Consider the following 25,495-nt stretch of genomic DNA (forward strand, 5'->3'; position numbering starts at 1 on the left):
CCGGGGCATCCGGGGCGTCCGGCGCGTCCGGGCGGAGGAACCCCTAGGCGGCCGTCCAGCCACCGTCCACGGGCAGGGCCGTGCCGGTGACGAAGGAGGCGCGGTCGCTGCACAGCCATGCCGCGGCCTGGGCGACCTCGTCGGGGTCCGCCATGCGCTTTTGCAGGGAGCGCCGGGTGAAGGCCTCCTCCAGCGCGGGGGTGTGCCGCAGGATGTCGGTCATGAGTTCCGTCCTCGTGCTGCCCACGACGAGGGAGTTGACCCGGATGCCGTCGGCCGCGTACTCGTCGGCGGTCGCCTTGGTCAGGCCGATCACCGCGTGTTTGGCGGCGATGTAGGAGGCGGTGGCGCCGGTGGCGCGGACGCCCGCCACGCTCGCCGTGTTCACGATCGATCCGCCGGATCCGGTGGCGAGCATCGCGGGCAGTTGGTGGCGCAGGCAGTTCCACACGCCGCGCAGGTTGACGTCGAGGACCTGGTCGAAGACGGAGTCGTCGGTCTCGTGCACGCGGGTGCCGGCCGTGGCCCATCCCGCGTTGTTGAGGGCCCCGTCGAGCCGGCCGTACTCCGCGACCGCCCGGGCGACCACGCGGGCCACGTCGTCGGACTTCGCCACGTCGCCGGCCACCGCCGTCGCCTGTCCGCCGCGCCGTCTTATCTCCTCGGCCAGGGCGTCGAGGTGCTCCTCGCGGCGTGCCGTCACGACCACGACCGCGCCTTCGGCCGCGAACAGCCGGGCCGCGGCCGCGCCGATGCCACTGGAGGCACCGGTGATCATGACGACCTTGTTCTCCAGCATGCGTAAGTCGCTCACGGCGGTTCCTTCGGCAGAGCGGCGGAGGGGGGCTGGCAGGTCTGCGGTGCAACGGCGGCGTAAAGAACCGGTCATGCGTTCACCTGGGGATGAGGCGTTCTATCACACCGAATCGGTTGCCCGACAGGCGGAACGTACGCCGCCTACGTCGTCGGCTGTCGCCCGTCTACGTCGAACGGCGCCGTCCGTGGCGTAGCCGCTGAACCCCCGCAACCGCCCCTTCGTGTCGGCTACTTGATCAGGGCCGCCGCGCGTCGGACGCTGACCTTCACCGCCTTGCGACCGCTCGCGCTCGCGATGGACGGAATGAGGAGTTCCCACATGGCCACGGTGCGTCGCGGGAGGTCGGAACGGTTGGTCACCAGATCGGAGTACAGCTGCATTCCGGTGCACGCGCCGACGACGAATTCCGCGATCTTCGCGACATCGGCGTCCTCGTCGAGTTCCCCCCGGTCACGGGCCACCAGCAGGCATTCCTCCATGATCTTCTGCCATTCGTGGAACGAGCCCGCGTCGTGCACCCCGAATCCGGTCTGTTCGACGGCCAGCCGCACGCCCGCGCGCAGGATCTTGTCCACCTGGAGCTGGTGCGACCAGACGAGGGTGAGGTCGACCAGGCGCTGGAGCCCCTCCGAGGTCAGCCTGGGCATGATGGTGGCCGGCTGGGAGTTCATCACCGCCGTGGCCAGGGCTTCCTTGTTGGGGAAGTGGAAGTACACCGCCCCGAGCGTCACTCCCGCCCTCTTCATGATCTCGCGCATGCTGGCGCCGAGGTAGCCGCTCTCGTCGAAGACCTCGGCCGCCGCCGAGATGATCGCCTGCCGGGTCTTCACCGCGCGCTCCTGCTTCAACTGCGGCTCCACCACTTGTGCATCCTCTCTCGACAAACAAAGCGAACGCACTTTATTTTACAGTCCGCGCCAATGGCCGACCAGGCCAGTCACGGCCACACATACGCACGCCAGAGGGGAATGGCATGCTCATATCGACTGAACGTCCCGCACCTGCCCGCAGCGCCCTGACCACGACCGTTGCGAAGGAATACGTTCATCGCGCCGCCCTCTCCGACGTGTTCCTGACGGGATGCACGCCGAGCGGACCCGACGCGTTCACGATCGATGCCCAATGGCCCCGCTGTCACGGCTTCTACGTCTGTGACCGGGGCCTGTACGACCCCATGCTGCTGTGCGAGACCATCCGCCAGACGCTCCCGCTCCTGACCCACACCGCCTACGGGGTACCGTTCGGGCACCAGCTGAGCTGGTCGCGCCTGCGCTACGCGGTCAACCCCCACGCGATGCGCGTCGAGCGCACCCCGGCCGAGCTCCAGCTCCACGTGAACTGCACGAACATCACCTACCGGCGCGGGCTGCCCGTCGCCCTGTCCATGCACTACGAGATCACCCGCGGCGAGACCCTGCTGGCCGTGGCCAGCACCGTCTTCCACTGCCACAACCCGGCCGTGTACCAGCGGCTGCGGGCCGGGCGGGCGGGGACGCGGGAGTTCTGGGAGATGCCCGAGCCGATCCAGGGGTTACCCCCCGCCCTCTGTCGGCGGGACCGGCCGGACGACGTGGTGTTGTCCCCCACGCAGGACGCGGACCGCTGGCGGCTGCGCGTCGACCCGACGCACCCCGTGCTGTTCGACCACCCGGTCGACCACGTCCCCGGGATGCTGCTCATGGAGGCGACGCGGCAGGCCGCGCACGCCGTCGCCCCCGAGGGCGGCGCCTGGTGGCCCGCCTCGATGAACGTGACCTTCCGGCGGTACGTCGAGTTCGGCGAACCCTGCTGGATCACCGCCCGGCCGGTCCCCCCGCAGACCGAGGGCCGGGACAAGGGGCTGCGGGTGACCGCCGTCCAGGGCGAGGAGCCCGTCTTCGAGGCGACGGTGGCGGTCGCCCACATCCCCTGACGCCGCCCCTGGGGGCACCGCGCGCCCGCGTCGGGCGCGCGGGCGGGTCAGCGGACGAGGCCCTCCGCCGGCGGGGCCTCGACGGCCGTGCGGAAGGTGCGCAGGGCGCGCTCCCAGACCCCGCTCCCGTCTCCCGTGGCCAACCCCGCGAGTTGCGGGGCGAGTTCGGCGGAGAAGGCGGTGGCGGCCTCGACGGGCAGCAGGGAGGGCAGGTTGTCGATGGCGATCAGGTCCAGGGGGTGGTCCTCGCCACGCAGGGCCCGTACCGGCTCGGTCCAGGTGGTGGTCTCCTCGTAGACCGGCAGGACGTTGCAGTCGGAGGTGACGTCACAGGTGACGTCGGAGACCAGGGAGAGCCGGCGCCCGGGGTCGTCGAGGTCGGCCTTGGTCAGGAACGGGGTCACCGGCGTGGTGGTCAGCACGGTGTTGACCAGCAGGTCGTGTCCGAGGAGGGCGGCCCGGTCGAGGGCGCGGGTCTCGGCGAGGTCCCAGCGGGTGGGCTCGATCCCGGCCCGCACCAGGGCGTCGCAGGCACCCCGGCCGCTGCGGCCGAGCGCGCCGACGACGAGGGCGCGGACGGGCTCCGCGGCGCGGGCGCCTGCGGCGAGCAGGGCGTCCAGGGCCGGCCGGTCGGTGGGGGTCAGCGGGGTGGTGAGCGCGCCGCGGTGGTGCAGGACGGCCAGGGCGGCGCCGACGTACCCGGCCCAGTAGCCGAAGGCGGCCACGCGGCGGCCGGCCTCGTCGGTCAGGTACTCCATGTCGAGCAGGGCCCCGCCGCCGGCGGTGAAGCGGGAGAGCAGTTCGGCGGCGCCGGCCTGTCCCTTGTAGGCGTGGCCGAAGTAGATGTGGCGGTGGCGCAGGGCCGGTGCGTCGGGGCCGGCCGGGAGTTCCTTGAGGCCGAGGACGTACGCCTCGTCGGGGGCCTGTTCGTGCCAGGAGGCGGTGGGGGCGGTGGCGCAGCCGGCGGCGGCGTAGTCGGCGAGCGGGAAGACGCGCTGTCGCGACTCCTCGACGGTGATCCGGATGCCGCCGCGGACCAGGCGGGCCGCGTCCTCGGGGGTGAGGGGTGCGCGGCGTTCGGTGGGGCGGGCCTCGTGCCGCATCCAGAGGTGGGTGCTGTCCGACATCGTGCGGTTCGTCCTGTCTACGGGCATGGGGGGTGGCGGACCTTCCGCGGTACCCCGCTCGGGCGGACCGGGCGGTGGGGCGTGGTCGCCGGGGCGTGGTCGCCGTGGTGTTCCAGCCTGCCGTGCGCGGCCCGGTGGACGGGTGCGTCGGCGGGGCCGTCGACAGGCGCCTGACCTGGGCGGCGATGACGCGCCACGCCGGACTCGGGGACCGCCGGATTCACCCGCCCGGGGTGTCGGGTGCGTGGCCCGGGGTTGACGCGAGGACGTGGGGCGCGGCGGGGGTGTCGCCGGTCGTGCGCGCCTCGCGGTGGTGCCGGCCGACTCCAACGTACCTGTATCGGCGGGGAGTTGCCCGGGGAACGGGCTCAGAGCCCGGCGGTGAGGACGAGCGCGGCGACGGAGGCGCCGAAGACCACCACGTGGCGGACGTCCTGGAGGACCCACACCCAGCCGGGAAAGCCGCCCTCGGCGGCCCGCAGCAGCGCCGCGACGTCGATCCGGGCGAGGTCCTCGTCCCCCTTGCGGGCGAAGGCGGCGCTCACGGAGCCGACGGCGGTGAGGTTGCTGTACAGGATCAGGCAGTTGATCAGCAGGACGACCGTCTGGACGACCCAGGTCACGCCGGAGGCCCAGGAGCTGCCGAGGAGGTGGAGGCCGGCGGCGGTCGCCGTCGACGCGGCGATCGCGACGGGCGCCCAGGTCTCGTGGCCGCCGGCGTCGAAGCGCATGCCGTTCTCGGCGAGGACCCCGGGGCGCACGCCCTGGCGGCGCAGTTCGGTCTCGGCGGCGTCGGTGGCGGCGGCCCCGAACCGGTGGCGCACCAGCGGGATGCTGATGAAGGCGGTGGCGACGAGCAGCTGGAGTACGGCGACGGAGGCGTTCACGACCGGTGTCCTCTTCTCTGACTTGAACTAAGCACAAGAGGACTGTAGGTGGGGACTTGAACTAAGTGCAAGTGCTCTCCTGAACTTTGTGCAAGGCGGGGTGGTCCGCCTATCGTGAGGCCATGGCACGCGACACACTGACGCAGGAACACATCGTCTCGACCGCGATCGAGCTGCTCGACGAGGAAGGGCTCGAAGGCCTCAACATGCGGAGCCTGGGCAAGCGCCTGGACTCGGCGGCCACGGCGGTCTACTGGCACGTCAAGAACAAGGACAACCTGGTCCTGCTCGCGGCCGACCACGTCTGGCACGAGATCGAGCTGCCCGACGCGCGGGCCCTGGGCTGGCGCGAGGCGGCCGAGCGCCTGGCCACCGGACTGCACGAGATGCTGGGCCGCCACCCCTGGCTCGTACCGGCCTTCGGCACCCACCTCTTCTACGGACCCGGCAAGGCCCGCTACGACGACCTGTGCCTCGCGACCTACGAGAGCGCCGGCTTCACCGAGGCCGAGGCCGACCGGGCGGCGGCCACCGTCTTCACCTTCGTCCTCGGCAGCGCCCTGACCGTGGCCTCCGAGGCCTCGCTGACGCGCCGGCTCGGCCGCGACGGGGACGACGCGCGGGCGCGCCTCGACGAGACGATGGCGAAGGCCGCCGAGGTCGCCCGCCCCTTCCCTCGGCTACGGGCCCGCCTGGACGCGCCGGAGGGCACCGCCTACGCCGCCGCGCCCGAGGGTTCCTTCGCCTTCGGGCTCCGGATGCTGCTCGGCGCGCTGGAGGCCGAGGTCGCGGGCCGCGCGGCGCGCTGAACCGTCGCCGCGCCCACGCCCGTTCCCGCCCCCGCCCCCGATCCCGCGCCCTGGCCCGCGTACCCGCGAACCGTCAGACGGCCGTGAACGCCGCCAGGTCCTCGGTGACCGCCCGGACCACGGCCTCGTGCTGCTCGACCAGGTAGAAGTGCCCGCCGGGAAAGCCCCGGAAGGTGAAGGCGGCGCCGGTCAGCTCCCGCCACCTCATGGCCTCGGCCAGGCCGGCCCTCGGGTCGGACTCCCCGCACAGCACGCTGACGGGCGTGGCCAGCGCCGGCCCCGGCTCGTGCCGGTGGTTCTCGACCGCCCGGTAGTCGCCGCGCAGCGAGGGCAGGATCAACTCCCGCATGTCCGCCCTGGCCAGCAGTTCCGTGTCGGTCCCGGCGAGCCCGGCCACGTGCGCGATCAGGGCCTCGTCGTCGAGCGCGTGCAGGCCCTCCCGGCGGTCGATCACCGGGGAGCGCCGCCCCGAGACGATCAGACCGCGCGCGGCCGTGCCCGACCGCTCCAGCCGGCGGGCGAGTTCGTATGCGATCACCGCGCCCATGCTGTGCCCGAACAGCACCAGGGGGCGCCCGGTGCGCAGCCACGGCGACAGCGCCGCCTCCACTCCCGCGACGAAGGCGTCCAGGTCCTCGGGCACCGGCTCCCCGAGCCGTTCCTGGCGGCCGGGGTACTGGACGGTGAGCACCTCCGCGTGCGCGGCGAGGGCGCGGGACAGCGGGAAGTAGAAGGAGGCGTTGCCGCCGGCGTGCGGGCACACGACGAGGACCGGCCGACCGGCCTCGGGCCCCGTCGGCGGGTGGAAGCGGCGCAGCCACGGGCTCGCGCCGAAGGAGGTGGTCACGCGGGCGTCCCCTTCTGCGTGGTGGTCGAAGTGCCGGTGGTCGCCGTGCCGGTGCTCGCCGTGCCGTCCGTCAGCAGCAGTCGCTTCTGTGGTTTGCCCATGGCGTTGCGCGGCACGGACTCGACGAAGCGCACCTCGCGCGGGCGTTTGTGCACCGAGAGGTGGGCGGCGACGAAGTCGGTCAGTTCGGCGCCCGTGACCCCGTCGGCGACGACGAAGGCGACGACGCGCTGGCCGAGGTCGGCGTCCGGGACGCCGACGACGGCGGCCTCCCGGACCCGGGGGTGGTCCAGCAGGGCGTTCTCGATCTCGCCCGCGCCGATCCGGTAGCCACCGGACTTGATCATGTCGATGGAGGCCCGGCCGACGATCCGGTGGACGCCGTCCGCCGGGTCGACGGCCGCGATGTCGCCGGTACGGAACCAGCCGTCCTCGGTGTACGCCGCCGCCGTGGCCTCCGGCCGGCCCAGGTAGCCGGCGAACAGGGTGGGGCCGGTGAGCTGGAGTTCGCCGATCTCGGCGCCCGGCTCGGCGACGATCCGGGTACGGATGCCCGGCAGGGGGGTGCCGACGGTGCCGGGGCGGACCTCGCCGCCGGCGCGACCGCTGACGGTGATCAGGGTCTCGGTCATCCCGTACCGCTCGACGGGGCGGTGGCCGGTGAGCCGTTCCAGGTCCCGGAAGACGGGTGCGGGCAGGGCGGCGCTGCCGGAGACCAGCAGTCGGGCCCCGGACAGCGCGGCGGCGGCGTCCGGTTCGGCGGCGATCCGCGACCAGACGGTGGGCACCCCGAAGTAGAGGCTGCCGCGGGCCTGCGCGTAGGCCCGCGGGGTGGGGCGGCCGGTGTGCACGAGGCGGCTTCCGGTGCGCAGGGCGCCGAGCACGCCGAGGACCAGGCCGTGGACGTGGAAGAGCGGCAGTCCGTGCACGAGGGTGTCCTCGGCGCTCCACTGCCAGGCCTCGGCGAGCGCGTCGAGGTCGGCGGCGAGCGCGGCGGCCGTCAGGACCACGCCCTTGGGCGGGCCGGTGGTGCCGGAGGTGTAGAGGATCAGGGCCGGGTCGCCGGGTCCGCCGGCGGTCGCGGGGGCCGGGGCGCGGCGGGCGAAGTCGACGCTCACCTCGACGGCGCCGGAGTCGCGCAGGATGTGCTCGCGTTCGGCGGGGCCCGCGTCGGGGGGCAGCGGGACGCAGGGCACGTGGGCCAGCAGCCCGCCGACGACGGCGGCGACGGTCTCCAGGGAGGCGGTGGCGGTGACGGCGAAGGCGGGGGCTCCCGCGATGTCGGCGGCCACGGCGCCCGCCGCGCCGAGCAGTTCCTCGTACGAGGCGGTGCGGCCGGCGACGGTGATGGCGTCGGCGCGGTCGCCGTACGTCCCGTCCAGGGCGGTCAGCACGCGACAACTCCCTTCCGATGGTGGAGCCCCAGGCTACGCGGAGCCCGCCGGAGCCCCGGCCGCGCGGGGGTCGGCGGCGGCGGTGGGCGCGGGGCGAAGGCCCGTGTCCACGAAGGCCCGTGTCCGCGTGGGTTCGCGGGGGTCCGCCGGCCGGACGCGCCCGTAGGATCGCCCGAAACCACATCGCACGACCGGATTTCGACGACGCGCGGGGGAGCTGCACATGGAAACGGCACGGTTGGCCTCACTGATCGCGGCGACGATCACCATGGGCCTGGTCAGCGGTCTGTTCTACGGGTTCTCGGTGGCCGTGATGCCCGCCCTGCGCGGCGCGGGCGACCGGACGGTCGTCGAGGTGATGCAGCGCGTCAACGTCTCCATCCTCAACGGCTGGTTCCTGCTCGGCTACCTCGGCGCGCTCGTGTTCACCGGGCTCGCCGTCGGCCTGCACCTGGCGGACGGGGCGCGGGCGGCGCTGTGGCCGCTGGTCGGCGCGTTCGTCGCGTACGTCCTGGCGATGACGGTCACCGGTCTGGTGAACATCCCGCTCAACAACGCGCTGGCGCAGGCCGGCCCGCCGGACCGACTGGCCGACCCGGCGGCGGTCCGCCGCTCCTTCGAGGGGCCTTGGGTGCGGGCGAACGTCTGGCGCACCCTGCTGTGCACGCTGGCGACGGGCCTGCTCGCCTGGACCTCGGTCGTCACGGCGGCGTGAGGGCCGCACCGGTCGAGGCGCCTTCCGCGTAGCCGGGTCCGATCCCGGCACCCGCCGACCGGGACGTCGCGCGCCCTCCTCTTGCACTTTGTTCAAGTCTTCCCTAACCTCACACTTGAACAAAGTGCAAGCCATCGGGGACCACGGAGGAGCAGCACCATGTCCGAGCAGACGCTGAACGGGTTCGTCCACGCCGCCGCCGAGGAGTTCGGCGTACCGGGCGCGGCCGTGGGGGTGTGGGTGGACGGGCGCGAGCTGTTCGCCTGCCACGGGGTGACGAGCCTGGAGAACCCGCTGCCGGTGGACCGGGACACGATGTTCCTGCTCGGTTCGGTCAGCAAGACGTACACGGCGACCGCCCTCATGCGGCTGGTCGCCGACGGGCGCGTCGCACTCGACGCGCCCGTACGCCGCTACGTGCCGGAGCTGGTCCTCGCGGACGGGGCCGCCGCGGAGCGGATCACCGTCCTGAACCTCCTGAACCACACCTCCGGCCTGGACTGGAACCTCGTCAACGACACCGGCGAGGGCGACGACGCCCTCGCCGCCTTCGTCGCGGAGCTGGACGCCCTGGCGCTGATCGCCGAACCCGGCAGCCGGGCCTCGTACAGTCAGGCCGCCTTCAACCTGGCCGGGCGGATCCTGGAGAACGTCACCGGGCTCACCTACGAACGGGCCGTCGCCGCGCTCGTCCTGGAGCCCCTCGGGCTCGCGCACAGCCACTTCGACCCGGCGGTCGTGCTGACCCACCGCTTCGCCGTCGGCCACAACCCGGGCGAGGACGGCGCCCCCGCCGTCGCCCGGCAGTGGAAGGGCACCCGCGCCAACAACCCCGGCGGGGGCATCGCGGGTTCCATCGCCGACCAGCTGCGCTGGGCCCGCTTCCACCTCGGCGACGGCCGGACCGAGGACGGCGAACGCCTGCTGCCCGCCGAGGTGCTGCACGGGATGCGGCGGCCGACGGTGGAGCTGCGCGGCAGCAGCCTCGGGGACGCCTTCGGCGTCTGCTGGTTCCTGCGCGAGGTGGACGGGGTGCGCACGATCGGGCACGGCGGCTCGGTCAACGGCCAGTTCGCCGAGCTGCTGATCGTGCCGGAGCGGGGCTTCGCCGTCGCCGTCGCCTCCAACGCGGGCCCGGACGCGGGGCTCCGCTTCAACCAGGCCGTCGTCCGCCGGGTGCTGGAGCACCACCTCGGCCTGGTCGACGCCGACCCCGAACCGCTGCCGTACGACGCGGCGCGGGCGCGGGAGGTCGCGGGGGAGTACGCGATCGACGCGATGACGGTCACCATCGCCGCGGACGGGGAGGGGCTGACCCTGGCCGCCGCGATCAAGCCGGAGGTCCGCGCGGCCGCCGGGACGGAGCTGCCCCCGGACTACGCCCCCGCCCCCATGGGCCTGCTGCCCGGGGACGGGGACGAGTACGTCGTGCTGGGCGGCGGCCTCTCGGGCCAGCGCGGCTTCTTCACCCGCGACGCCCGCGGCACCATCACCGGCGCCGACCTGGCGGGCCGCCTCTTCCCCCGCACCCGCCCGACGCCGTGACGACTCCCGAGAAGTCGGTCCCGCCGCCTCACCGTCGGTGGGAGGCCATGACCCGTCTCACCGTCACCCCTCGGGCTGCCCCTGGTGCGGGAGGCGGCGGGACACGGCAATGGCCGTGGCGACCGCAGCCGGCATCTGCCTCATCGACGGGGGTGCCGAGATCCGGGGGTAGAGGCAGGCGTACCGGGCCGCATGCGTTGCGCAGCGGTCCCATCCCTCGTGCGTGACCAACATGCGCGAGGCTTCGGGCTGATGACGATCCCTCTCGGCAATGACGAAGCCTCGCGCGAGCAGTCCCCTCCATGCCTGAGCGGCTTCCTCGTCCGGCGACGTCTCGCTGGGCGCCCACGCGGAGCCGTGCTCCAGGACCGTGACCATCATGCGCCATTGCTGGCTCGTCATGGCCTCCGCGAGGAAGCGCACGAGTACAGTGGCGGACTGGAAGGGTCTGAGCCTGATGGACTCCTCTGCCCTGCCGATCCTCTTCCGGTGTTCCGCCGCGACGCGGACGCTCTGGGCGAACGCCTCGTCAAGCCGTGACACCTCAAGTCGTTTCAGGCGAAACCGATAGGCCGTGAGCTCATGGTTCACGAGGCGGCACACGACGCTGGACGGGCGGCGAAGAAGTGCGGCGATCTGTAGGAGGACCTGTTCGGTCGGATCGACCACGGCAGGTCGGTAGAGCTCGGAGGCGCGCGAAAAGATCTCTTCGAGGTGTCCCGCGATCGCCACACGTCGTTGCTGGGCGACGGGGTGGTTGTCCAACGCGCGATGGATCATCGCGAGCGGAATGTCCAGGACCTCGGCAAGGCGCAGCGGCAGTGTGCCATCGTCGCGCGCGGGGAGTATCGCCTGGCGTTCGATGTTCCGGTAGGCGGCACGGCTGATGAACAGGCTCGCGGCCACTTCTTCGGCGGTCAGGCCCGCGTAGCTGCGCAAGTCCCTGATCTGCTCGGGCTGCCCGCGGCTGGGCTCGTACAGTTCTCGCGGGTGGACCCTGAACAGGCGGGCGATCTGGCTGATGCGCCGGGGCTCGGGCACGGAAGTGCCCGCCTCGTAGGCCAGGACGCGGGCTTTGGAGGTACCCAGCCGCACGGCAAGGTCAGCGGCACTGAGCAGACACCCGTCCACTTGCCTACTGGCGCGTAGCGTTTTCAAGATCTCCGGGGCGAACTTGGCTGTTCCCCGCGCCATCAGCGCCTCCCCCTGTGGCTCCGCTGGACACCTCAAGGTACCGTCTAGGGACAGAATGGCGCCTAAGGATCCACTCGCACGGGCTAGCGGCAAGGTTTGCGCTGGTCGCTGAACGGCCTGGGTATCGCTTAGGGTCAAAACGTGTTCCGTTGAGGGGTGTACGACCGGCAAGGTCGTCCCATCGACAGGATGCAGGCGGGAGAGTCCTCCGTATCGCGGCGAACTCGACTGCACGCCGAACAACAAGATGACCCGCGCCCAGGACGCCAATCTCGAACGCGGGTCATCGCCGGTTTCGGCATCAGACGGTGGGGGAGGCTACGGCCTCACCCACCGTTGCCGTTCACCAGGTCGAGGACCGTGTTCACAAGCTGAAGAACATCTCCAGCCCGCCCGATCCAGGACCAGTGCGACGACGCGACACCGTCCGGCTCCGAGCGGCCCGGGTCCGGTTCGTCGTCATTCCGACCCGCAGCGGCCAGAGGATCGCCCTGGTTGTGCGGGTCCGGAACTTCATCGTCCCGGTCCTGAGACCTTCCGGAGTCGGCCATCCGACTAGCTCCCTTCCTTGGGGTGGGTCGGGCCGGTCAGCCCGATCGACGCCCACCGGCCGTCACCGCCGGAAGAGAGATGGGATGAGCCTACCGGTTCGCTAGTCCGTCCAGGTGCCGTGATAGCCCGTCGCCGTCCCGCTGGCCATGGAAGTCGAGGACACCCAGCCCTCAGCGCACGGTGCCAACTTGACGCCGCAGAGTGAGCGAAAACCCCGCTCACGTGCCCTTTTGCGCTCGAGTGAGCGGTTGTTCCTGAGCGCCTTCATTCTCCGAACGGCGTTCGTTGATCAGGTATTTGAAACGTGACACGAGGGACGTACGGTGATGGACAAAAACCCCTTGCCAGACAAAACGTCAGCTCGCCTGCTCCCCCGGCTCACACGTACCAGGCCTGCGCCTCCCATCGAGACCGCGCCGCGCACGGATTCGTCAGCCGACGGGGTCTCGACCGTGCAGGACCAAAGCCCGGATCAAACGGTAAGGGCCAGGGTGCACAGGGCGGTTCGGACGATGTTGGTAGCAGCCCAGGTGCCCTCGAAGCGCTCCACGCTCAACAGGTCGGCGAGCCGGGATACGTCCCTGCCCGCCGCGAGTTCGTCAAGGAATGTTCGCAGCGATGGTGACGACCAGGTACGCAGCCGACGCGGCGGCCGTCCACAGGGCGATGGCCCGGCGGCCGCCCCGGAAGGCGATGACGGTGGCGGTGGCCGAGGCGATCAGCGCGAGCAGGAAGACGAGGTCGAAGAGGGCATTGCCGTCGATGGTGGCGTTGAAGTTCCGCATGGCTGCGACGTAGGCGCAGTCGTCTTCCAGGGCGGCGAGGCCGGGCATGACGGAGACGTCGAAGGCGAGAAAGAGACCGGCCATCAAGCCGGTGAGCACGGTGGAGAGGACGAGCAGTACGGTTAGCTGCCGGCCGCTCCGGCCCGCCGCGTTCGGGGTCATCTCGCGTGTCTTCATCTCGGGGATCGGAGATCGGGATCCACTACCCCGCCGTGCGGTGCGAGCAGCCGATCCTGGCATCCGGAAGGCCCCTTCGTCCCGCAACTCCGCGACGATCACCATGCCCCTCCCCCGGGCTCCCGGGCGGCGGCGGACGGGCCGCCGGCGCCCGGGCGGGGGTGGGTCAGATGAGGCCCTGGGCGAGCATGGCGTCCGCGACCCGCTCGAAGCCGGCGATGTTGGCGCCCGTGACGTAGTCGCCCGGGACGCCGTGGCGTTCGGCCGTCTCGTACGCCGTGTCGTGGATGCGGCGCATGACCCCGGCGAGTTCCTCCTCGACCCGGGCGAAGGGCCAGGCCTCGCGGGAGGCGTTCTGGCTCATCTCCAGCGCGCTGGTCGCCACGCCGCCCGCGTTCGCGGCCTTCGCCGGGCCGAAGGCGACCCCGGCCTCGCGCAGGACCCGTACGGCGCCCGGGGTGGTGGGCATGTTGGCGCCCTCGGAGACGGCCTTGACGCCGGCCCGGACCAGGGTGATCGCGTCGGCCTCGGTCAGCTCGTTCTGCGTCGCGGAGGGCAGGGCCACGTCGGTCGGGACGTCCCAGACGCTGCCGCCGGTGACGTAGCGGGCGGAGCCGCCGCGCCGCTGGACGTACTCGCTGACCCGGCCGCGCTCCACCTCCTTGATCTGCTTCAGCAGGGCGAGGTCGAGGCCCTTCTCGTCGACGACGTAGCCGCCGGAGTCCGAGACGGTCAGCACGTGCGCGCCGAGGGCCTGCGCCTTCTCCACCGTGTACAGGGCGACGTTGCCCGAGCCGGAGACGGTGACCTGCTGGCCGGCGAGGTCCTCGCCGCGCTTCTTCAGCATCTCGGAGGTGAAGAGGACGTTGCCGTAGCCGGTGGCCTCGGTGCGGGCGTGCGAGCCGCCCCAGCCGGTGCCCTTGCCGGTGAGGACGCCGGCCTCCCAGCGGTTGGTGATGCGCCGGTACTGGCCGAAGAGGAAGCCGATCTCGCGACCGCCGACGCCGATGTCGCCGGCGGGGACGTCGGTGTGCTCGCCGAGGTGGCGGTGGAGTTCGGTCATGAAGGACTGGCAGAAGCGCATGACCTCCGCGTCGGACCGGCCGCGCGGGTCGAAGTCGCTGCCGCCCTTGCCGCCGCCGATGCCGAGCCCCGTCAGGGCGTTCTTGAAGATCTGCTCGAAGCCGAGGAACTTCACGATGCCGAGGTTGACCGTCGGGTGGAAGCGCAGGCCGCCCTTGTAGGGGCCGAGCGCGCTGTTGAACTCCACCCGGAAGCCGCGGTTGACGTGCACGACGCCCCGGTCGTCCGTCCACGGCACACGGAAGATGATCTGCCGTTCGGGTTCGGCGATGCGCTCCACCATCTTGGCCTCGCGCAGCTCGGGGCGGTCCGCGAAGACCGGGGCGAGCGTCTCGATGACCTCCCGCACGGCCTGGTGGAACTCGGGTTCGCCGGGGTTGCGACGCTGGATGTCCTCCTCCAGCGTGGCGAGCCAGGCGGCCGTGGCGGGGTCCGTGCGGGGTGTCGACGGCATCGTCGGCTACCTCTTCCTCTTCTGCTTCTGCTTCTGCGTCATGCGCCTGATGGTTCGGCTCGATCGGCGGCCCCCGGGGTGGGGAGGGCGCCGTCGCCGTCGGTACGCCCGTCGGTTCGGGTACCGAAGTGGAGGGGTGCGGGAGGTCGCCCGGCCCTGAGCGCATCGTAGGAGGCGAGGGCGGTCGCGAGACAGGGCGTCGGGACGCCGGCCCGCGCGGCGGCGGCCACCACCGTGCGCCAGGAACCCTGGGCCTCGCCGAGGACGCGGACGAGGTCCTCGTCCGCGAGGAGCCCGGCCGCGTCCCGGCCCGAGGCGCGCAGGATCACCGTGGAGGCGTACAGCGCCTGCTCCACCTGTACGGCGAACCGTGCCGCGTCCTCGGGGTGCAGTTCGGTGCGCGCCGGGCCGGGAAGGAGTCGGGCCGCCGCGAGCAACTCGGCGGACAGGTGCGGGACTTGGGTGGGGGCCTCGGCGGTGGGGAGCAGGTCGAGGCGGCCGGCGTTCCAGGTGCGGAAGGTGGCCTCGATCCCGGTGGGGTCGAGGCCTACGACGTCGCGCAGCAGGGCGTGGGCCTCGGCGACGAGCCGCGGGTCGGTGCCGTTCGGGGTGACGGTGGGGGTGCCGTCGGGGGCGGGCATTGCTCCGTCAACTCCTGGGCTCGGGGCTCGGGGAGGGCTCGGGTGGCTCGGGAAGGGGCTTCGTGAGGGGCTCTGTGAGGGGGGCGCGCGGGGCCGTGGGTTCGCCGTGCGACCGGGTCGCCGTGCGGTCGGCCCCGTGCGGCCGGGTCGCCGTGCGGCGCGCGGCCCGGGGCGTCCGGCTCCCCGGGGGTGGGAGCCGGACGCGGCGGGCGCGGCGGTGCGGGCGGTGCGGGATCCGCGCGGCCCTCGGAATCGTTCTAGGCCCCGCCCACCGTCGGGTCATCGCCCGCCCACCGTCCGGCGGACGGCCCGGGGGCGGCCAGGGCGGGGGTCGGGGCCGGGATGGTGATGGCGGTGACGATGAGGCCGTCACGCACGAGCCAGCTGCCGTGGAAGGTGTCCAGTCGGACCCCTCCGACGACCGGTCCGGGGACCAGCAGCCGGGCCCGGAAGGTGGACCAGGCGGGATCGACGGTGATCTCGGCGTCCTCGAAGTCCAGCCACCGTCCGGTGAGCGGGTACCAGACCTTGTACACGCTCTCCTTGGCGCTGAACACGAGCCGTTCCCACTGAACGTCGGGCCGTCGGGCGGCGAGCGAGGGCAGCCAGGCGCGTTCCGCCTCCACGGTGACGAGCTCCGCGACGCCGGCGCTGCGCAGCGGCCGGTTGGGTTCGGCGTCGATGCCGATCGCCGCGGCCCGGTCGGCGGGGGCCACGACGGCGGCACGGTAGCCCTCGCAGTGCGTCATGGCGCCGACGAATCCGGCGGGCCAGCGGGGCGCTCCCTTGGGGTCGCGCAGGATCGGCGCCGGTTCGGCGCCCAGTTTCCCGAGGGCCTCGTGCGCGCAGCGGCGTACGGTGGCGAACTCCCCGCGCCGGCCCGCCTGGGCTCCTTCGACCAGGAGCGCCTCCTCGGGGAAGAGGTCCGCGAGGGCGCCGGGTTCGTCCCCGAAGGTCTCGACGGCGACGGTGCCGGGTTCCAGCAGTTCCTCGATCACGTTCCCTCCGCCAGGATCCGTACGGCGCCGGCCGGGGCGGCGGCGCGCTGCTTCCACTCCCGCGGGTAGCCGAGGGAGACCTCGTGGTGCGGGACCCCGTCCTGCCGGATCAGGCGCGGGATGTGCAGGTGTCCGTAGACGACGGCCGCGGCGCGGAAGCGCACGGGCCAGTCCTCGGTGGCCTCGGTGCCGCACCACAGGGCGAATTCCGGGAACCGCAGGATCCGGGTGGGTTCGCGGACGAGGGGATAGTGGTTGACGAGGACGGTCGGCAGGTGGTCGGGGATCTCGGCGAGCCGTGCGGCGGTGTGTTCGACGCGTGCCCGGGACCAGGCCTGCCGGCTGGGGTAGGGGTCGGGGTGGAGGTAGAACTCGTCGGTGCACACGACGCCGGCCCGGTCGGCGATCTCCATCGCCTCCTGGTGGGTGCGGGCTCCGGCGGGCCGGAAGCTGTAGTCGTAGAGGAGGAAGAGGGGGGCCACGACGACGGGGCCGCCGACTCCCTCCCACACCGGGTAGGGGTCCTCGGGGGTGGTGACGCCGAGCTTCCGGCAGATTTCGACGAAGTGCAGGTAGCGGGCCTCGCCGCGCAGTTGGACGGGGTCGTCGGGGGTGGTCCACAGTTCGTGGTTGCCCGGTGCCCAGACCACCTTGGCGAAGCGGTCGCGCAGCCGGCCGAGGGTCCACTCGAAGTCCTCGGCGGACTCGCTGACGTCGCCGGCGAGCAGCAGCCAGTCCTCTTCCGTCTCGGGCCGCAGGCCGTCGACGATCTTCTTGTTCTCGTCGTGGCGGACGTGCAGGTCGCTGATGGCCAGCAGCCTGCCGGAACCTGTCGGCATCAGGCCGCCCCCAGTGCGTCGACGCGGCCCCGGCGCAGGGCGGCGCGGACGACCGCGGCGACCTGGGGGACGCTCTGGTCGAGGTAGAAGTGTCCGCCGGGCATGATCCGCAGGTCGCTCTCGGCGGTGGTGTGCACCCGCCAGGCGGCGGCGTCCTCGACGGGGACGACGGGGTCGCGGTCGCCGACGAGCACGGTGAAGGGGACGTCCAGGGTCCGGCCGGGCCGCCAGGCGTAGGAGCCTATGGCCTTGTAGTCGGCGCGCAGCGGCGGCATCACCATCTCCAGCAGGTCGGGGTCGTCGAAGACCTTGCCGACCGTGCCGCCGAGCCTGCGGATCATGGCGATCACCTTCTCGTCGGTGTCGAGCCGGTCGCTGGCGCTGCCCAGCGGGGTCGGCGCGAACCGTCCGGAGAGGAAGAGGCGTTCGGGGGCGGGCAGTTCGCGTCGGGCCAGCTCGCGGGCGAGTTCGTAGGCGAGGACGGCGCCCATGCTGTGCCCGAAGAAAGCGTACGGGCGTCGGTCTCCGGGGTGGGTGGTGACGCCGTCGAGTTCGGGCGCGAGTTCGTCGGCGAGCGCGGTGACGAGCCGGTCGATGTCGTCCACCGCGGGTTCCATGCGGCGGTCCTGACGTCCGGGGTACTGGACGGACACCACGTCGAACTCGGGGGTCAGCTCCTGGGACAGCGCCAGGAAGGCGCTGGCGGCGCCGCCCGCGTGGGGGAAGCAGATCAGACGGGTGTCGCTGTCGGGTGCCGGACCGAACCTCCGAAACCAGTCACTGGCCATGTGTCTTCTCTCCTTCAGCGTCTTGTCGACTCGGTTTCCAGGGTCCGTCGAGCCGCTGGACCGGCGGTCGAGGGGTACCGGACGGCAAGTCCAGGCGGCGTGGTCCGGTTGTCGGGGCACGGTGCGGGAGCGGTACGGCGGCGGTGTGGGGACGGTCCGGTCGTGGTGCGGTCCTGATCAGGGCGGGGTGCGCTTTCGCTCCGGGCGCGGTGCGCCGGCGGTCCAGGGACGGTGGGGGGCGAGGGGTGCCGGCTGTGGGCGCGCGCGAGCGCGCGGTGGGCGGGGGGTTACCGCGCCGTGAGACGGCCTGGCCAGACTTCATCCGTTTCTCGCCACTCCCCCGACGCTTTTTCCCCTCGCTCCCTTCCGCCCTTGGAGGCGCCTGTCATGTCCACTCCAGAAACCGAGGCCCGGAGACTGACCAGAGGTCAGATCGTCGGCCTCGCCGTGGCCAGCATGATCCCCGCGGTCGGCCTCGCCGCGGTGCCGGCCCTGATGTTCGTCTCGGCCGGGAACGGCAGCTGGCTCGCGGCCCTGCTGTCGGCCGCCGTCACCACCTTCGTCGGCCTGTCGGTCATCACCTTCGCCCGTCGCCACGTCGCGGGCGGCTCGCTCTACTCCTACCTCTCGCTCGTCTTCGGCCCCTGGGCCCGCCTGCTGGCCGCGGCCGCCCTGCTGCTCGGCTACGCCGCGATGATCGCCGGCATCACCATGGTCATCGGCGTCTACGTCGGCAGCTTCCTGCTGTCCCAGGGGTACGCGGGCGGCCTGGAGCTGCCCGTACAGCTCGCCGTGTACGCCGTCGCCCTGCTGATCGCGGTGTTCTTCGCCCGGCGCGGGGTGGACGTGTCGGTGCGCGCCGCCGTGGTGCTGATGGCGGTCGCGATCCCCGTGGTCGCCGTCGTCGTGGTGGCGAGCGCGGGCACCACGGGCCTGCACCTGGGCGAGCAGCTGTCCTTCGAGGGCGGCTTCTCCTTCAGCGGCGTCTTCCAGGGCATGGCGGCCGGAGCCACCTTCCTGATGGGCTTCGAGAGCTGCGCGGCCCTCGCGCAGGAGACCAAGGACCCCAAGCGGGACGTGCCCTTCGCGGTGCTGGGCATCCCGGTGCTGCTCGGCGTGGTCTACCTGCTCGCCACGATCCTCCAGGTGCCCGGCCTGTTCGCCTCGGCGGACGGCCTGGCCCAGGGCATGTCGCCGGCGGCGGCGCTGGCGCTGAACGCCGGTCTGGGCGAGACGTTCGCGAGCGCCACCGACCTGGTGCTGGCCGTCGCGACCTTCGCCGGGCTCATCGGCTTCGTCAACTTCGGCGCCCGCTTCGTGGCCACCCTCTCCGACGACGGCCTGCTGCCGCGCCGGGTCGGACGCCCGGACCCGAAGCACGGTTCGCCCGCGACCGCCGTGGTCACCCTGTCGGTGATCGGCTTCCTGGTGCTCGCCGTCGCGGTGATCGCCTACCCGGAGTCGCTGCTGTCGGTGTACTCGGCGCTGGCGACCCTGATCGTCTACCTGTGGGTGTTCCCCTACGTGCTGATCTGCGCGGCCCACGTGACGCTGCTGGTCCGCGAGCGGGCGCGGCGCCCGCTGTCGTACCTGGCGGCGGTGCTCGGCGGGGCGGCGATGGCCTGGGTCTACCTCAACGGGTGGATCAACCCGCCCGCGGCTCCCGTGGACTCCATGTCCTGGGTGGCGCTGGCCCTGATCGCCGTGACCCTGGTGGCCCTGACGCTCGGTCGGCGCTCCGCCGCCGGCGCCGGCCGCGCGCCGGCCGCCGTACGGCCCGGGACGGCCGAGGCGCCCGAGGCGGCCGCGCAGGGCGTACCGGCGCCCCGGGCGGCGAGCGACGCGGACCGCGTCCGCGCCTGAGCCCCGGCCCGAGTCCCGGCCCCAGCGCCGGCCCGAGCGCCCGCCGGGGCCGTCGAGGACGGGCCCCGGTCCCACCGCCGTGAGCGGGGGGACCGGGGCCCGGTCGCCGTGCGGGGTGCGGTGCGCGGATCAGGCCGAGTTGCGCCAGGTCGGCTGCGCGCCCGCGGCCCAGGAGGTCGCCGCGCGGCGGCGGGCCGACGAGGGGGTCCAGCGGGCCGCGGCCCGCGCCTGCTCCTCCTCCGCAGCCCGGACCGCCTCGGCGGTGCGGGCCGCGAGGACGGCCGAGAGGACCACCGCGAGGGCGGCCACCTCGTGCGCGTCGGGCGAGCCGCTGGTGATGCGCCAGGCCGGTGCGGAGAGGATCTCCGACGTGGCCCGCTCGTCGGTGTCGTGCGCTGCGCCGCCGACCGCTCGGAGTGCCGTTGCCATCGGGTTTCTCCCTCTCTACTGGGGCTGGTTGCCGTGCTTGCGGCTCGGCAGGGGGGCGTGCTTGCCGCGGAGGACCTCCAGGGCGCCGATCAGCGCCGAGCGGGTCTCCGCCGGGTCGATGACGTCGTCGACGAGGCCGCGCTCGGCCGCGTAGTACGGGTGCATCAGCTCGTCGCGGTACTCGTCGATGCGCGCCGCGCGGGTGGCCTCCGGGTCGTCGGAGGCGGCGATCTCGCGCCGGAAGACGACGTTGGCCGCGCCCTCGGCGCCCATGACCGCGATCTCGTTGATCGGCCAGGCGAGGGCGATGTCGGTGCCGATGGAGCGGGAGTCCATGACGATGTAGGCGCCGCCGTACGCCTTGCGCAGGACCAGCGAGATCCGCGGGACGGTGGCGTTGCAGTAGGCGTAGAGCAGCTTGGCGCCGTGCCGGATCACACCGTTGTGCTCCTGGTCGACGCCGGGCAGGAAGCCGGGCACGTCGACCAGGCTGACCAGCGGGATGTTGAAGGCGTCGCACATCTGCACGAAGCGGGCGGCCTTCTCGGAGGACTCGATGTCGAGGACACCGGCCATGTTCTGCGGCTGGTTGGCGACGATGCCGACGACCTGGCCGCCGAGTCGGGTCAGCGCGCAGATGATGTTCGGCGCCCAGCGCTCGTGGACCTCGAAGAACTCCCCGTGGTCGGAGATCTCCTCGATGACCTTGTGCATGTCGTACGCCCGGTTGGGGTCGGCCGGCACCAGGTCCAGCAGCGACTCCGTACGGCGGTCGTGCGGGTCGTCGGCGGCCTCGGCCGGCGGCAGCTCCCGGTTGTTGGAGGGCAGGTACGACAGCAGGTGGCGGACCTCCTCCAGGCAGTGCTCCTCGTCGTCGTACGCGAAGTGCGCGACGCCGGAGACGGAGGCGTGCACGTCGGCGCCGCCGAGGCCGTCCTGGGTGATCTGCTCGCCGGTGACGGCGGCGACCACGTCGGGGCCGGTGATGAACATCTGCGAGGTGTCGCGGACCATGAACACGAAGTCCGTGAGCGCCGGGGAGTAGGCCGCGCCGCCCGCGCAGGGGCCCATGATCACGCTGATCTGCGGGATCACGCCCGAGTTGCGGACGTTGCGCTGGAAGATGCCGCCGTAGCCGGCCAGCGCGGTGACGCCCTCCTGGATGCGCGCGCCCGCGCCGTCGCAGAGGCCGACGATGGGGGCGCCGGCCTTCTCGGCGAGGTCCATCAGCTTGTGGATCTTCTGGGCGTGCGCCTCGCCGAGGGCGCCGCCGAAGATGCGGAAGTCGTGGGCGTAGGCGAACACCGGGCGGCCGTTGACCTGGCCCCAGCCGGTGACGACGCCGTCGCTGTGCGGCTTCTTGTCCTCCAGGCCGAAGCCCGTGGCGCGGTGCCGGCGGAAGGCCTCGACCTCGGTGAAGGTGCCCTTGTCGAAGAGCAGCTCGATGCGCTCGCGGACGGTGAGCTTGCCCTTCTTCTTCTGCGCCTCGGTCGCCCGCTCGCTGGGACCGGCCTCGACCGCCTCGCGCAGCTCGGAGAGTTCCGCCACCCTCGACGCCATGGTCGCGGCCGCCGGAGGTCCGAGCGGCGCTTCCTCGACGATGCTCATGCTTGTCCTTTCGAAGAGAACTTCCCCCGTCGCGCACGTCAACGCGGCAGACGCAGCACATCCTGGCCAGTCCGGATACAGGTCCCCTCGAACCGCTCTGGAGGAGGGGACCCGCTCCAGGACCGCTCAGGCCCCCGGGAAGTCCTTCGTCGGGCGGACGAGCGCTCAGGCGCGCCAGGCTCCGGCGGCCGCCGCGCCCTTGACGAAGTCCGCGAAGTCGCGGGCGTCACGGCCCAGGGCGCGCCGGACCCCGTCGCTGACCTTGGCCTCTCCGCCGCTCGCGACCGGGTTCAGGGCCGCCGCCCACAGGCTCGCGTCGGGGGCGGAGACCCCCTGGGCGACGAGTTCGGCCACGAACTCCTCGACGGTCAGGGCCGAGTAGACGGCCTTGCGGCCGCCGGCGGCGGCGATGAGGGAGAGGGCCTCGTCGAGCGCGACGGGGCGGGGCCCCGACAGCTCGTAGATCTGCCCGTCGTGGCCGTCCTCGGTCAGCGCGGCGACCGCGACGGCCGCGATGTCCTCGACGTCGATCCAGGTGGCGACGCCGTCGCCCGCGGGCAGCCGCAGCTCGCCCGCGAGGACGCCCTCGTTGAAGAAGCCCTCGTCGAAGTTCTGGGCGAACCAGCCCGGGCGCAGGATGGTCCAGGCGAGGCCGGACTCGCGGACGGCGGCCTCGCCGGCGAGGAAGGCGTCGCTGGTGGAGGGGTCCTCGCCGTAGTAGCCGGGGGTGTCGACGCCGCGCGCCGAGAGCAGCACGAGGCGGCGCACGCCGGCGCGCGCCGCGTGCTCGGTCAGTTCCCGGGTGCGGGGGGCGGTGTCGTTCTGGACGATGTAGACGCCGGAGACGCCCTCCAGGGCGGGGCCCCAGGTGGTCTCGTCGAGCCAGTCGAACCGGGTTTCTCCCTTTCGGGACGCGGACCTGACCGGAATTCCACGCTCCGTGAGTTGGCGCACGACCCGGCGGCCGGTCTTTCCGGTGCCGCCGATAACAAGTACGGGATTCTCGTTCATGCGGCTGATGGTAGATCAGGGAATTGCCGCCAAATACCCGACGATGAGCGTCCGATGACCATCCGGTGGGGCCCCGCGGGCACCATCGCACTTGCGACCCCACTCCGCAGCGGCCGCGTCTGACATAAAGAATCGGGAGCTACCTGAATGACTGCCCTCACGAACAAGACTGCTCTGGTCACCGGTGGCAGCCGGGGCATCGGCCGCGCCATCGCCCAGCGGCTCGGCAAGGAGGGCGCCCTCGTCGCCCTGACGTACTCCAGCGACGAGGCCGCCGCCAAGGAGACCGTCGCCTCGATCGAGGCCGCGGGCGGCCGCGCCTTCGCCTTCCGCTCCGCCCTGGGCGTCGCGGGCGACGCCGACGCCCTGTGGGAGGCCTTCGACGCGGAGATCGGCAAGCACTCCGACACCGCGGGCCTGGACATCCTGGTCAACAACGCCGGCATCGCGGGCCCGGGTCTGATCCACGAGGTCACCGAGGCCGACTACGACAAGGTCTTCGCGATCAACGCCAAGGCCCCCTTCTTCATCATCCAGAAGGGCCTGGAGCGCCTGCGCGACGGCGGCCGCATCATCAACATCTCGTCCGGCGTCACCAAGGTCGCCTTCCCCGGCATGACCTCCTACGCCGCGAGCAAGGGCGCCGTCGAGGTGCTCACCCTGACCCTCGCCCAGACCCTGGGTTCGCGTCAGATCACGGTCAACGCCGTCTCCCCCGGCACCATCGAGACCGACATCCACCCGTGGATGGCCGACCCGGCCGCCAAGGCGCACGCCGCCGGCTTCTCGGTCTTCAACCGCGTCGGTCAGCCGGCCGACGTCGCCGACGTCGTGTCCTTCCTGGCCTCGGACGACTCCCGCTGGGTCACCGGCCAGAACATCGACGTCTCCGGCGGCTCCGGCCTCGGCATCTGACGCGGGGTCCGTCGTCCGCGCACGGTCGGCTCCCCGGGCCGCCGCCTCTCCCCCGCACCGGGGGAGGCGGCGGCCTTCGTCGTGCCCGCGGGGCGTGCCCCCGGACGCGGGCCCGGACGCGGGCCCGGACGCGGGAAGGCCCCCGGCCCGAGGGGATCGCCCTCGGGCCGGGGGCCCGTCACCGCCGACCGATCGGGAACCGTCAGGTGTTCCGGATCGACAGGGTGTGCCGGAAGATGTTCTTCGGGTCCCACTTGTCCTTGGCGGCCTGGAGGCGGCAGTAGCCGTCCTTGAAGTACAGGTGCTCCCAGCCGACGCCCGAGGTGTTGAGCGCCGGGTCGGCGAGGTCCGCGTCGGCGTAGTTGATGAACGCGCCGTCGTTGACGCCGCCCGGACGCGGGACGCCACCGGTGCCGGCGTACACGTCGCGGTAGAACTCGCGGATCCACGCGAGGTTGGCCGCGTCCTCCTGGGGGGTGGCCCAGAGGTTGACGAACAGCATCTTGATGACGGAGTCGCGCTGCGCCGTGGCGGTGGCCGAGGAGGCGGGCAGGTTCGCCGCGCCGCCGTACCCGGCGATCTCCACGAGGGCCGCGGAGTTGTTGTAGTCGGTGCGCGTGAGGTGCTTCCAGAACGCCTTGATCTGGTGGTCCGGCATGGTCCGGCGCAGGTAGGCGGACTTGGCCTTGAAGCGGCCCTTGCCCTCGAAGCCGGAGCCGCCGAGGCCCGGCCAGTGCAGGACGTTGTACAGCCAGTCCACGCGCTGGCGGGTGTCGACGCGGTAGGTCAGGCCCGTGCCGGCGACGATGGCGGCGAGGTAGTTGTCCAGGAGCGCGTCCGCGTTGGGCAGGGCGGTGTCGATCTGCGAGCTCATCAGGAACTCGCCGGCCAGCTTGTGCCGCGGCTTGATGGCGCTGAACAGCTTCGCGTACGGCGAGGTGGCGGAGGCGTTGTTCTCGTGCCAGGCCGTGAAGTTGCGCAGCAGGCGGGTGAAGGCGGCCTCGGTCATGCCGTTCCAGGAGAAGGCGACCTCGGAGACGATCAGCTCGCGCGGGGCCTTCGGCAGGAGGGTGGCCGGGTCGTTGCCCGTGGCGCCCGGGCTGCGGAACCACCAGCGGGTGACGATGCCGTAGCTGCCGCCGCCGGCGCCGGTGTGCGCCCACCACAGTTCGCGGTTGGGGTCGTTGGCCTCGCGGGTGGCGACGATCTTGCGGGCCACGCCGCCGGCGTCGACGTGCACGATCTCGATGGCGTACAGGTGGTCGACGGTGACACCGTGCGAGCGGGCCAGCGGGCCGTAGCCGCCACCCGGTATGTGGCCGCCGACCGAGACGGTCGGGCAGGTGCCGCCGGGGATCGTGACGCCCCAGTTGTTGTAGAGGGTCTCGTAGACGCTGCCGAGCTGGGCGCCGGCGTCGACGGCGATCGCCCGGCGGGCCGAGTCGTGCGAGATTCCGGTCATGGCCGAAATGTCGATGAGGACGCGGATGTTGGCGTTGCTCGTGAAGTCCTCGTAGCAGTGGCCACCGCTGCGGACGGTGAACCGCAGTCCCTTGTCGAGGGTCTCCTGCACGGCCTGGAGGACCTGGTCCGCCGTGCTCGCCACGAGCACGTAGTTCGGCGTGCCGACCCAGCGACCGTTGGCGCCGGCCACCAGGGCCGCGTAGCGCGGGTCGGACGGCAGGACCGTGACCAGCTGCGACGAGGCGATGGCGGCGGCGGCCGTCGGCTCCGCGGCGAACGCCTCACCCGCCCAGCCGCCCAGGGCGGGCAGGGCGAGAGCCGCACCGCCGGCGGCCGCAGTGTTTCTCATGAACACGCGGCGGGAAACTCCGGTCATTCCGTGTACCTCCACGAGGAATTGGTTCTCGAGTGCGGAACTCGACATCACGCCGCACACCTGCTGGAGGCGGGGTGGAATCAATGGCCGTGAGTCCCTGTGAAACCACAAATTATCGGCCAGATTCCATCGTCGAGTAATCCTTGACCAATTCCGGTTGTGAAGGCGATTCGAGACGGGACGGAGCGGCTCGAAAAGCGTCCCATAGGGCCCGGAACGCGGTCGGGCCCGGCGGCCGGGCCGGCCCGCCTCCCGCGGGTGCGCA

Annotated in this window: 23 protein-coding genes; 6 read left to right on the plus strand and 17 right to left on the minus strand. The window is 72.3% G+C overall.

Going from position 1 to position 25,495, the window contains the following annotated elements; translation table 11 throughout:
* Positions 1–43: 43 nt before the first annotated feature.
* The gene (locus AB0D01_RS18490) at positions 44–799 is read right to left on the minus strand and encodes a glucose 1-dehydrogenase (RefSeq protein ID WP_363056490.1); all 756 of its coding nucleotides are present in this window, start codon (positions 797–799) and stop codon (positions 44–46) included.
* 245 nt (positions 800–1,044) lie between these two features.
* Positions 1,045–1,680, minus strand: a complete 636-nt coding sequence (locus AB0D01_RS18495; RefSeq protein WP_363056427.1) for a ScbR family autoregulator-binding transcription factor — start codon at positions 1,678–1,680, stop codon at positions 1,045–1,047.
* 110 nt (positions 1,681–1,790) lie between these two features.
* Between AB0D01_RS18495 and AB0D01_RS18500 the strand changes: the two genes are divergently transcribed.
* A complete protein-coding gene (locus AB0D01_RS18500) occupies positions 1,791–2,729 on the plus strand; it encodes a ScbA/BarX family gamma-butyrolactone biosynthesis protein (protein WP_363056429.1) in 939 nt (312 codons plus the stop codon).
* Between the two features lie 47 nt (positions 2,730–2,776).
* Here AB0D01_RS18500 and AB0D01_RS18505 read toward each other — a convergent pair whose 3' ends face one another.
* Positions 2,777–3,856: a saccharopine dehydrogenase gene (locus AB0D01_RS18505; RefSeq protein WP_363056431.1), complete on the minus strand. Its 1,080-nt coding sequence runs from the start codon at positions 3,854–3,856 to the stop codon at positions 2,777–2,779.
* Between the two features lie 368 nt (positions 3,857–4,224).
* A complete protein-coding gene (locus AB0D01_RS18510; protein WP_363056433.1) occupies positions 4,225–4,743 on the minus strand; it encodes a hypothetical protein in 519 nt (172 codons plus the stop codon).
* 122 nt (positions 4,744–4,865) lie between these two features.
* On the opposite strand from AB0D01_RS18510, the gene AB0D01_RS18515 reads away from it, so the two are divergent.
* Positions 4,866–5,552: a TetR/AcrR family transcriptional regulator C-terminal domain-containing protein gene (locus AB0D01_RS18515; protein ID WP_363056435.1), complete on the plus strand. Its 687-nt coding sequence runs from the start codon at positions 4,866–4,868 to the stop codon at positions 5,550–5,552.
* 73 nt (positions 5,553–5,625) lie between these two features.
* On the opposite strand, the gene AB0D01_RS18520 is transcribed toward AB0D01_RS18515, so the two are convergent.
* On the minus strand, positions 5,626–6,399 hold the full coding sequence (locus AB0D01_RS18520; protein ID WP_363056437.1) for an alpha/beta fold hydrolase: 774 nt from the start codon (positions 6,397–6,399) through the stop codon (positions 5,626–5,628).
* Positions 6,396–7,793 (minus strand): AMP-binding protein, encoded by a 1,398-nt coding sequence (locus AB0D01_RS18525; RefSeq protein ID WP_363056439.1) that lies wholly within the window; start codon positions 7,791–7,793, stop codon positions 6,396–6,398. Before AB0D01_RS18525 ends, AB0D01_RS18520 begins: the two co-directional genes overlap by 4 nt.
* 223 nt (positions 7,794–8,016) lie before the next feature.
* Here AB0D01_RS18525 and AB0D01_RS18530 point away from each other — a divergent pair, with 223 nt between their 5' ends.
* Together AB0D01_RS18530 and AB0D01_RS18535 are read left to right on the plus strand one after the other, a co-directional pair.
* Complete coding sequence (locus AB0D01_RS18530; protein ID WP_363056441.1) at positions 8,017–8,508, plus strand: anthrone oxygenase family protein; 492 nt, start codon at positions 8,017–8,019, stop codon at positions 8,506–8,508.
* A 159-nt stretch (positions 8,509–8,667) separates the two neighbouring features.
* A complete protein-coding gene (locus tag AB0D01_RS18535; RefSeq protein ID WP_363056443.1) occupies positions 8,668–10,053 on the plus strand; it encodes a serine hydrolase domain-containing protein in 1,386 nt (461 codons plus the stop codon).
* Positions 10,054–10,116: 63 nt separating this feature from the next.
* Here AB0D01_RS18535 and AB0D01_RS18540 read toward each other — a convergent pair whose 3' ends face one another.
* The 7 genes from AB0D01_RS18540 to AB0D01_RS18570 form a co-directional block, all read right to left on the minus strand.
* Positions 10,117–11,247 carry a helix-turn-helix transcriptional regulator gene (locus tag AB0D01_RS18540; protein ID WP_363056445.1) on the minus strand — a complete coding sequence of 377 codons (1,131 nt, stop codon included), beginning with the start codon at positions 11,245–11,247 and terminating at the stop codon, positions 10,117–10,119.
* Between the two features lie 1,151 nt (positions 11,248–12,398).
* The gene (locus AB0D01_RS18545) at positions 12,399–12,761 is read right to left on the minus strand and encodes a hypothetical protein (protein WP_363056447.1); all 363 of its coding nucleotides are present in this window, start codon (positions 12,759–12,761) and stop codon (positions 12,399–12,401) included.
* Positions 12,762–12,927: 166 nt separating this feature from the next.
* Positions 12,928–14,298 carry an NADP-specific glutamate dehydrogenase gene (gene gdhA, locus AB0D01_RS18550; protein ID WP_363056449.1) on the minus strand — a complete coding sequence of 457 codons (1,371 nt, stop codon included), beginning with the start codon at positions 14,296–14,298 and terminating at the stop codon, positions 12,928–12,930.
* Positions 14,299–14,336: 38 nt separating this feature from the next.
* Positions 14,337–14,939 (minus strand): hypothetical protein, encoded by a 603-nt coding sequence (locus AB0D01_RS18555; protein WP_363056451.1) that lies wholly within the window; start codon positions 14,937–14,939, stop codon positions 14,337–14,339.
* A gap of 257 nt (positions 14,940–15,196) precedes the next feature.
* Positions 15,197–15,937: a 4'-phosphopantetheinyl transferase superfamily protein gene (locus AB0D01_RS18560; RefSeq protein WP_363056453.1), complete on the minus strand. Its 741-nt coding sequence runs from the start codon at positions 15,935–15,937 to the stop codon at positions 15,197–15,199.
* Positions 15,934–16,776, minus strand: coding sequence for a metallophosphoesterase (locus AB0D01_RS18565; RefSeq protein ID WP_363056455.1), 843 nt, complete (start codon positions 16,774–16,776; stop codon positions 15,934–15,936). The genes AB0D01_RS18560 and AB0D01_RS18565 overlap by 4 nt, the downstream gene beginning before the upstream one ends.
* Positions 16,776–17,564, minus strand: coding sequence for an alpha/beta fold hydrolase (locus AB0D01_RS18570; protein ID WP_363056457.1), 789 nt, complete (start codon positions 17,562–17,564; stop codon positions 16,776–16,778). The genes AB0D01_RS18565 and AB0D01_RS18570 overlap by 1 nt, the downstream gene beginning before the upstream one ends.
* A gap of 387 nt (positions 17,565–17,951) precedes the next feature.
* Here AB0D01_RS18570 and AB0D01_RS18575 point away from each other — a divergent pair, with 387 nt between their 5' ends.
* Positions 17,952–19,427 (plus strand): APC family permease, encoded by a 1,476-nt coding sequence (locus AB0D01_RS18575; protein ID WP_363056459.1) that lies wholly within the window; start codon positions 17,952–17,954, stop codon positions 19,425–19,427.
* Positions 19,428–19,556: 129 nt separating this feature from the next.
* Here AB0D01_RS18575 and AB0D01_RS18580 read toward each other — a convergent pair whose 3' ends face one another.
* The 3 genes from AB0D01_RS18580 to AB0D01_RS18590 all read right to left on the minus strand — a co-directional run bounded on the left by AB0D01_RS18580 (position 19,557) and on the right by AB0D01_RS18590 (position 22,475).
* Entirely contained in the window at positions 19,557–19,856 is a 300-nt protein-coding gene (locus AB0D01_RS18580) for a hypothetical protein (protein WP_363056461.1), read from the minus strand.
* 15 nt (positions 19,857–19,871) lie between these two features.
* Positions 19,872–21,464: an acyl-CoA carboxylase subunit beta gene (locus AB0D01_RS18585; protein ID WP_363056463.1), complete on the minus strand. Its 1,593-nt coding sequence runs from the start codon at positions 21,462–21,464 to the stop codon at positions 19,872–19,874.
* 165 nt (positions 21,465–21,629) lie between these two features.
* Complete coding sequence (locus tag AB0D01_RS18590) at positions 21,630–22,475, minus strand: NAD(P)H-binding protein (protein WP_363056465.1); 846 nt, start codon at positions 22,473–22,475, stop codon at positions 21,630–21,632.
* Positions 22,476–22,622: 147 nt separating this feature from the next.
* On the opposite strand from AB0D01_RS18590, the gene AB0D01_RS18595 reads away from it, so the two are divergent.
* Positions 22,623–23,390: an SDR family oxidoreductase gene (locus AB0D01_RS18595; RefSeq protein WP_363056467.1), complete on the plus strand. Its 768-nt coding sequence runs from the start codon at positions 22,623–22,625 to the stop codon at positions 23,388–23,390.
* A gap of 202 nt (positions 23,391–23,592) precedes the next feature.
* Here the strand turns inward: AB0D01_RS18595 and AB0D01_RS18600 are convergent, their stop codons facing one another.
* Positions 23,593–25,230 carry an FAD-binding protein gene (locus tag AB0D01_RS18600; RefSeq protein WP_363056468.1) on the minus strand — a complete coding sequence of 546 codons (1,638 nt, stop codon included), beginning with the start codon at positions 25,228–25,230 and terminating at the stop codon, positions 23,593–23,595.
* Positions 25,231–25,495: the final 265 nt, after the last annotated feature.

The sequence above is a fragment of the Streptomyces sp. NPDC048606 genome (assembly GCF_040650855.1).
Lineage (GTDB): Bacteria > Actinomycetota > Actinomycetes > Streptomycetales > Streptomycetaceae > Streptomyces.